General features: G+C 58.6%; 6 protein-coding genes. 3 read left to right on the top strand and 3 right to left on the bottom strand.

The window, feature by feature from the left end; translation table 11 throughout:
- The 3 genes from GS12_RS22130 to nth all read left to right on the top strand — a co-directional run.
- A partial coding sequence (locus GS12_RS22130; protein ID WP_034951023.1) for an FMN-binding protein occupies positions 1–220 on the top strand: 220 nt, incomplete at its 5' end.
- Complete coding sequence (locus tag GS12_RS22125; RefSeq protein WP_034914632.1) at positions 213–914, top strand: electron transport complex subunit E; 702 nt, start codon at positions 213–215, stop codon at positions 912–914. The genes GS12_RS22130 and GS12_RS22125, both read left to right, overlap by 8 nt.
- Positions 911–1,543: an endonuclease III gene (nth, locus tag GS12_RS22120; protein ID WP_034914628.1), complete on the top strand. Its 633-nt coding sequence runs from the start codon at positions 911–913 to the stop codon at positions 1,541–1,543. The genes GS12_RS22125 and nth overlap by 4 nt, the downstream gene beginning before the upstream one ends.
- A gap of 17 nt (positions 1,544–1,560) precedes the next feature.
- Here the strand turns inward: nth and GS12_RS22115 are convergent, their stop codons facing one another.
- From GS12_RS22115 to GS12_RS22105, 3 genes are read right to left on the bottom strand one after another with little or no spacing between them, the layout of a single operon-like run.
- Positions 1,561–2,211: a methionine ABC transporter permease gene (locus GS12_RS22115; protein ID WP_034914625.1), complete on the bottom strand. Its 651-nt coding sequence runs from the start codon at positions 2,209–2,211 to the stop codon at positions 1,561–1,563.
- Entirely contained in the window at positions 2,195–3,253 is a 1,059-nt protein-coding gene (locus GS12_RS22110) for a methionine ABC transporter ATP-binding protein (RefSeq protein ID WP_034951020.1), read from the bottom strand. Before GS12_RS22110 ends, GS12_RS22115 begins: the two co-directional genes overlap by 17 nt.
- A gap of 2 nt (positions 3,254–3,255) precedes the next feature.
- Positions 3,256–4,065 carry a MetQ/NlpA family ABC transporter substrate-binding protein gene (locus GS12_RS22105; protein WP_034951019.1) on the bottom strand — a complete coding sequence of 270 codons (810 nt, stop codon included), beginning with the start codon at positions 4,063–4,065 and terminating at the stop codon, positions 3,256–3,258.
- Between the last annotated feature and the right edge of the window lie 134 nt (positions 4,066–4,199).

Below are 4,199 nucleotides of genomic sequence, written 5' to 3'. Positions count from 1 at the left end.
CATTTCCGACTGGATCAACAGCTTCAACGGTAAGCGCCTGAACGGCAAAAACGATGTGCATTTTGCGGTGAAAAAAGACGGCGGCGATTTCGATCAGTTCACCGGCGCCACCATTACCCCGCGCGCCGTAGTGAATGCGGTGAAACGCGCTACCCTGTATAGTGAAACGCTGCCGGGGCAACTTGCCTCGCTGACACCCTGTGGAGATGCCAATGAGTGAAGCCAAAGAATTGCTGGTCGGCGGACTGTGGAAAAATAACTCGGCGCTGGTTCAGCTGCTGGGCCTCTGCCCGCTGCTGGCGGTGACGTCCACCGCCACTAACGCGCTCGGCCTTGGCCTGGCAACCACGCTGGTGCTGACCTGCACCAACAGCGCCATTTCGGCCTCTCGTCGCTGGGTGCCGTCGGAGATCCGTATTCCGATTTATGTGATGATCATTGCGGCCGTGGTGAGCTGCGTGCAGATGCTGATCAACGCTTACGCCTACGGCCTTTATCAGTCGCTGGGGATTTTTATCCCGCTGATCGTCACCAACTGCATTGTGGTGGGACGCGCCGAAGCCGTCGCCTCACGCAGCAGCGTGCCGCTGTCGGCGCTGGACGGCATGGCGATTGGCCTTGGCGCCACCAGCGTGATGTTTGTGCTCGGCTCGCTGCGTGAAATTATCGGCAACGGCACGCTGTTTAACGGCGCCGATCAGCTGCTCGGGCCCTGGGCAAAAGTGCTGCGCGTGCAGGTGGTGCATTTTGACTCGCCGATGCTGCTGGCAATGCTGCCGCCGGGCGCGTTTATCGGGCTGGGCATGCTGCTGGCGGCGAAATACCTTATTGATAATAAACTGAAGGCGCGTGCGGCGGCGGCCGCCCGTCAAAAAGCACACACTCTGCCAGAAGGAAAAGCGAGCGCGTTGTGAACAGGGAAAAACGACAGCAGATACTGATCCGGCTGCGGGACGATAACCCGCATCCCACCACGGAACTGGTTTACACCACCCCCTTCGAACTGCTGATTGCGGTGCTGCTGTCCGCGCAGGCGACCGACGTCAGCGTCAATAAAGCCACCGCAAAGCTTTATCCGGTAGCCAACACGCCCGCAGCGATGCTGGCGCTCGGTGTCGACGGTGTGAAGGAATACATCAAAACCATTGGCCTGTTTAACGGTAAAGCGGAGAACGTGATTAAAACCTGCCGTATGCTGATGGAACTACACGGCGGCGAAGTTCCGCAGGATCGCGCCGCGCTGGAAGCGCTGCCGGGCGTGGGTCGTAAGACCGCCAACGTAGTGCTGAACACCGCCTTCGGCTGGCCGACTATTGCCGTGGATACGCATATCTTTCGCGTCTGCAACCGTACCCGCTTTGCGCCAGGTAAAAACGTTGAGCAGGTGGAAGAGAAGCTGCTGAAGGTGGTGCCGACCGCGTTTAAGGTTGACTGCCACCACTGGTTTATTTTGCACGGTCGCTATACCTGCGTGGCGCGTAAACCCCGCTGCGGCGCCTGTCTGATTGAAGATCTGTGCGAATACCCGGAGAAAACGGAATAGCCGTCGGAGGCATTCTGTTACCGATGGTTAAGACGGCGGGAAAGCCGGTCGCCCATAAGCTGAAGCAGCGTGACCAGCGCCACCAGCACGACGATCACCACCAGCATCACCTGCGTATCAAACCGCTGATAGCCGTAGCGATAGGCCAGATCGCCCAGACCGCCAGCGCCAATCGCCCCCGCCATCGCCGAGGCATTAATCATGGTTACCAGCGTAATGGTAAAACCGCTGACAATGCCTGGCCGCGCCTCGGCCAATAGCACGTGCCAGATAATGTGTCGCCGCCGGAATCCCATCGCCTGCGCCGCCTCAATCACCCCGTTGTCCACTTCACGCAGGCTGACCTCGGCAATGCGGGCGAAAAACGGCGTGGCCGCCAGCGTCAGTGGCACCACCGCCGCCCAGACGCCGTAGGTAGTGCCGACAATCAGCCGGGTTAACGGGATCAGCGCCACCATCAGGATCAGAAACGGTATTGAGCGAAACAGATTCACCAGCCAGCCAAGCACGCGATTCAGCAGCGGGCTGGCAAACAGATTATCGCGATCGGTCATCACCAGAATCACCGCCAGCGGCAGGCCGAGCAGCAGCGCCAACAGCGATGAAACGCCGACCATCATCAGCGTATCGAGTAATCCCTGCCATAAACGATCAATTGAAAGTGACATAGCCTTTCACCTCTACGGCACTTGCCAGTTGTGGATTAATATCAGGCTGGCCTGCGGTACCGAGCAGCAGCAGTTCGCCAACCTGTCGGCCCTGCACCCATTCCAGCGCGCTCTCAATAAGCACCGTTTCGGCGCCGGAGGCGGCGAGAATATCAGCCAGCGGCGGCACCGCCGCCTGCCCGTTATAGCGCAGCGTGAACAGCGGTCGGGAGCGCGCCGATACCGGCTGCGTGGTAAAGAACGACGCAAGGGAGTCGGGCAATTCGTGACGCTCAGGCTTGAGCAGTATCCGGCTGGTTTCGTGCCGGGGATCGCCATACACCTGCCAGACCGGCCCCTGCTCAATGATCCTGCCCTGCTCCAGCACCGCCACCTGGTGACAGAGATCGTGAATGACCTCCATTTCATGGGTAATCAGCACGATGGTAATGCCCTGCATACGATTGATATCGCGCAGCAGCGCGAGGATCGATCGCGTGGTTTCCGGGTCAAGCGCCGACGTCGCTTCGTCACAGAGCAGCAGCGAGGGCCCATGCACCAACGCGCGGGCAATGCCGACACGCTGCTTTTGTCCGCCCGAAAGCCGGGCGGGCCATGCATGCTGATGCGCTTCGAGTCCAACCAGCGCCAGCAGCTCATCCACTTTTCGCCGCCGCTGCGCCCGATCGATACCGGCGACGCACAGCGGCAGTTCGATATTTTCCCGAACCGTTTTGGCCGACAGCAAATTAAAATGCTGAAAAATCATGCCGGTTTGACGACGCCAGTTCACCAGCTCGTCGCGGGAAAGGCGACTGATATTCACGCCATTCACCTGCACGGTGCCCGAAGAGGGATCTTCCAGCCGGTTCAGACAGCGGATCAGCGAGGACTTGCCAGCGCCGCTGCGGCCGATAATGCCAAAAATCTCGCCGTGTCCGATGTGCAGATCAACGTTGTGTAACGCATCGCTCTTCTGCCCGGGGTAGCGCTTGCAGAGCCCCTGTACCGAGACGTGCTTTGCCTGCGCGAGGGCGGTTTCATCGCCAAAACGAACGCGCATCGTTACTGGCTCCAGCCTGGCTGATAGAGCCTGCCGTAAAATTTATCCAGGCTGGCGCGAACTGCCGGTGAGTGCTGATAGATATCAACAAACTTTTTCAGGCGCGGGTCGTTCTGGTGTCCGTCGCGAATAACAAACTGAATCACATATTCAGGATGCTCAAGCCCATCGAACATCAGCGCGTTATTGGGATCGATAACGCCCGACGCGCGCAGGTAGTGCGGATAGCCCTGCGCGAGATCCACCTCCTGTAACGAGCGGGAGAGCTGCACCGCTTCCACTTCAATAATCTTCAGATGGCGTGGATTATCCACGATGTCGTCCACGGTGGATTTAAGGCCCGCGCCGGGTTTAAGGGTAATCAGTCCGGCTTTTTGCAGCAGCAGCAAACCGCGTCCGCCATTTACAGGGTCGTTCGCAATGGCAACCGTGCCGCCATCCGGGATTTGATCCAGCGCGGTGTGTTTTATGGAATACAGTCCCACGTTGTTAATGATGGCAGGCGCATACTTAACCAGATGGAAGCCGCCCTGCTGGTTGGCGTTATCAAGAAATGGCTGATGCTGAAAAAGATTCACATCAATGTCGCCATTTTCCACACTCACGTTAGGCGCCGTCCAGTCGCTGAATTCGATCAGCTCAACCTTAAGTCCCTGCTTTTTGGCTTCCTCAACCGCCGTTTCCAGCGGCGGCGCAAAGGCAGAGGTGGTGCCCACTTTTAGCGGGCCGCTGTAATCCGCCGCCGCGGCAACGGCGGCGCTGCCGGACAGAGCGGCAATCAAAATGAACGTCATTGCACGGGTAAAGATCATTGTTTCTCCTCATGAGCAGGATGGCGCCAGCGTGCGGCCGGATGACGCGACGAAAGCCGATCCTGATTAAATAATTTTTTACGCAGCGTGCCGGGCCGATAGGCGGTTTTATAGCGCCCGCGCTGCTGTAACTC

Origin of the sequence: Erwinia oleae (genome assembly GCF_000770305.1) — a bacterium.
In the GTDB taxonomy this organism is placed as follows: Bacteria; Pseudomonadota; Gammaproteobacteria; order Enterobacterales; family Enterobacteriaceae; genus Erwinia; species Erwinia oleae.
Note: the sequence above shows the minus strand (reverse complement) of the source record. Positions and strands in the feature narration are given on the sequence as shown.

Excerpts from the sequence above, each read along its gene's own strand:
- GS12_RS22105 (WP_034951019.1), bottom strand. The coding sequence starts at position 4,065 with ATGATCTTTACCCGTGCAATGACGTTCATTTTGATTGCCGCTCTGTCC.
- GS12_RS22115 (WP_034914625.1), bottom strand. The coding sequence starts at position 2,211 with ATGTCACTTTCAATTGATCGTTTATGGCAGGGATTACTCGATACGCTG.
- GS12_RS22125 (WP_034914632.1), top strand. The coding sequence starts at position 213 with ATGAGTGAAGCCAAAGAATTGCTGGTCGGCGGACTGTGGAAAAATAAC.
- GS12_RS22110 (WP_034951020.1), bottom strand. The coding sequence starts at position 3,253 with ATGCGCGTTCGTTTTGGCGATGAAACCGCCCTCGCGCAGGCAAAGCAC.